This window comes from Mesorhizobium sp. M7A.F.Ca.CA.004.12.1.1 (assembly GCF_003997835.1).
Taxonomy (GTDB): domain Bacteria; phylum Pseudomonadota; class Alphaproteobacteria; order Rhizobiales; family Rhizobiaceae; genus Mesorhizobium.
This window is the reverse complement of sequence record NZ_RZRK01000691.1, coordinates 1-3,289: the sequence shown is the minus strand read 5'-3', so window position 1 is coordinate 3,289 and position 3,289 is coordinate 1. Positions and strand designations below refer to the sequence as shown.

At 63.3% G+C, this 3,289-nt stretch carries 3 protein-coding genes; 2 read left to right on the top strand and 1 reads right to left on the bottom strand.

The annotated features are described in order from the left end of the window. Positions 1–940, bottom strand: a 940-nt coding sequence (locus EN984_RS27775) for a hydantoinase/oxoprolinase family protein (RefSeq protein WP_164765689.1), incomplete at its 3' end; no start/stop codon positions are given. A 220-nt stretch (positions 941–1,160) separates the two neighbouring features. On the opposite strand from EN984_RS27775, the gene EN984_RS27770 reads away from it, so the two are divergent. Then, a complete protein-coding gene (locus tag EN984_RS27770) occupies positions 1,161–1,988 on the top strand; it encodes a ferredoxin--NADP reductase (RefSeq protein WP_127267817.1) in 828 nt (275 codons plus the stop codon). Between the two features lie 152 nt (positions 1,989–2,140). Continuing rightward, on the top strand, positions 2,141–3,190 hold the full coding sequence (deoC, locus tag EN984_RS27765) for a deoxyribose-phosphate aldolase (RefSeq protein WP_127267816.1): 1,050 nt from the start codon (positions 2,141–2,143) through the stop codon (positions 3,188–3,190). Positions 3,191–3,289: the final 99 nt, after the last annotated feature.

Here is a 3,289-nt window from a genome sequence, read left to right as displayed (position 1 = left end):
CTGCCGGCTCGGCATTGCGGATCAACGCCACGTCGGTCGAGGTGCCGCCCATGTCATAGGTGACGAGGTTTTCGAAGCCGGCGCGTTTTCCCGTATAAGCGGCGGCGATGACGCCCGAGGCCGGGCCGGACATGACCGTCTTGGCCGATTCACGTGTGACGAAGCGGGCCGAGATCATGCCGCCATTGCCGTTCATGATCAGGAAGTCGCGGGCATAGCCTTTGGCGGCCAATTCCTTGCGCAGCCGCTCGACATAGCGCTCGAGGATCGGCTGCACTGAGGCGTTGACCGAAGCGGTCACGCCGCGTTCGAATTCGCGCGCTTCCGACAGCAGCGCATGGCCTGCCGTGATGTAGCCGTTCGGCCAGAGTTCGGTGGCGATTTCGACGGCGCGCCGCTCATGTGCCGGGTTGGCGTAGGAATGCAGGAAATGGATGACCAGGGATTCGCAACCGGCCGCTATCAGCGTCTGCACTGCGTCGCGCATCTCGGTCTCGTCGAGCGGCGTGCGCACCGCGCCCGATGCTTCGACGCGCTCCGAGACTTCGAGCCTGAGATTGCGCGGAATGATCGGCACGAAGCTGCCGGTCATGCCATAGGCCTGCGGCCGCGTGCGCCGGCCCAGTTCGATCACGTCGCGAAAACCGCGCGTGGTGATCATGCCGGTTTTCGCCAGCCGGCGTTCGAGCACCGCATTGGTGGTGGTGGTCGTGCCATGCACGATGAGGTCGATGCTATCGATGGCAAATCCGGTGGCGCCGAGTGCCGAAACCACACCGAAAGCCTGGTTGTCCACCGTGGTCGGCGTCTTGGCCAGATACACCCGGCCGCCGTCGCTTCCGTCGATCAGGAGCAGGTCGGTGAAGGTGCCGCCGACATCGATACCGGCGACGACATTTCCCCGGGAATTGCGCGCTTGCGCCGAAATATTCTCTTCCATCGTCGAAACCCGAAATGCGCGGACTACGGATATGCGCCAGTTTGGAAAGCTGTTTTAAGGGAGCATCTTGACGCAAATATCGTTTGTATACTAATAAATTCCGGACACAAGAGCTTGCCGCTTTGCAGTGTGCGAACAGCCCGCCGGGATCTGAATGGTCCGGGCGTGCAGGTGAAAGTTTGGCGCCCGCGTCCACGGTTGGGCCAGAAGGTTGGATTTGATGAACACCACATCCGCTCTCAACACCGCCGGCGCCCGACCGCTGCAGTTCCCGATTCCGGCCAACGTCTATGCCGAAACCGTCGTCTCGGTGAAGCACTATACCGATCGGCTGTTCTCGTTCCGCATCACCCGTCCGCAGTCGCTGCGCTTCCGCTCCGGCGAGTTCGTCATGATCGGCCTGCCCAATGCCGAGAAGCCGGTGTACCGCGCCTATTCGGTGGCGAGCCCGGCCTGGGACGAAGAGCTGGAATTCTTCTCGATCAAGGTGCCGGACGGCCCGCTGACTTCGGAGCTGCAGAAGATCCAGGTCGGCGACACCGTCATCATGCGCCAGAAGTCGACCGGCACGCTGGTGGTCGACGCGCTGACGCCGGCCAAGCGGCTGTTCATGATCTCGACCGGCACCGGCATCGCGCCCTTCGCCAGCCTGCTGCGCGACCCCGACACCTACGACAAGTTCGATCAGCTGATCCTGACCCATACCTGCCGCGACAATGCCGAGCTGACCTATGGCCAGGAACTGGTCGCAGCACTCGAAAGCGACCCGCTGATCGGCGAGCTGACCTCCGGGCGCGTCACGCTCTACAATTCGACGACCCGCGAGGAATCGGCACGCATGGGCCGCATCACCGCGCTGATCGGCTCCGGCAAGTTCTACAGCGATCTCGGCATCGACAAGCTCAACCCGGAAACCGACCGGATCATGATCTGCGGCTCGATGCATATGCTGAAGGACGTCAAGGAACTGGCCGAAAGCCTTGGCTTCGAGGAAGGGTCGCTGAGCCATCCAGCGACTTTTGTCGTCGAGCGCGCCTTCGTCGGCTGAGACGCACCAACATCTCGAAGTCTATGTTTTTGACCGCACGGTCAAAAATTGCTGCTTTCGCCGCCTTTTTCGGTTATGACCGCCCGCAGGACTCGTGAAGTACGGCTTCACGGGCTATCTTCGGCACACGTCGCTGAATGAAAGGGCAGGAGATGAGCAGCACAATCCGCGAAGCCGATGTCGGCTCGTCCAAGGTGACGCCGCTGCCCGCGCGTGCCGCCGCCAACACAGCCGTTCCCCCGGACCATCGCATTGCGCGCAATCCAGGCATGAAGCTCGACCTCGGCTTCATGGAATCGGTGCGCAGCGTCAATCGCTCGGCGCTGGAACGGCGCGTCGCCAGCCTGACCAAGCGGCGCTCGATAAAGGCCGACAACCAGGCGGCCTGGCTGCTGCGCGCCGTCGCCTGCATGGATTTGACGACGCTGAATTCCAACGACACCGAGGAGCGCGTGCGCCGGCTCTGCGCCAAGGCGATCAATCCGTTCCGCCGCGACATTGTCGAGGGCCTCGGCATATCAGGTGAAACCATCCGCCCGGCCGCCGTCTGTGTCTACCACCCCTTCGTTGCCACCGCCGTCGATGCCGTGCGCGGCACTGGCATCCATGTCGCCGCCGTCTCCACCGCCTTCCCGCATGGCCTTACGCCGCTGTCGACCCGCCTGCAGGAGATCGAGGCCTCGGTCCGCGACGGCGCCGACGAGATCGACGTCGTCATCCCGCGCGGGCTGGTGTTCGGCGCCAAATGGCGGGAGCTCTACAACGAGATCGTCTCGATGCGCGCCGCCTGCGGTGACGCGCATCTGAAGGTCATCCTCGGCACCGGCGACCTCGCCACGCTGCGCAATGTCATGCTGGCCTCGATGGTGGCGATGATGGCGGGCGCCGATTTCATCAAGACCTCGACCGGCAAGGAAAGCGTCAACGCGACGCTGCCTGTCGGCCTCGCCATGGTGCGCGCCATCAGGGCCTATTTCGAGGAAACCGGCTATCTCATCGGCTTCAAGCCGGCCGGCGGCATATCCACGGCCAAGGCCTCGCTCGACTGGCTGGTGCTGATGAAGGAAGAACTCGGCCGGCCCTGGCTGGAGCCCGAGCTGTTCCGCTTCGGTGCCTCGAGCCTCTTGACCGACATCGAGCGCCAGCTCGAGCACCATCTGACCGGACACTATTCGGCCAATCATCGCCACGCGATGGCATGAGACATTTACCCCCACCCCGATCGGCCTTGCCGATCGACCCTCCCCACAAGGGGGAGGGTGAAGGAGGCACCTGATGAACATCCTCGACCGCTATCACGC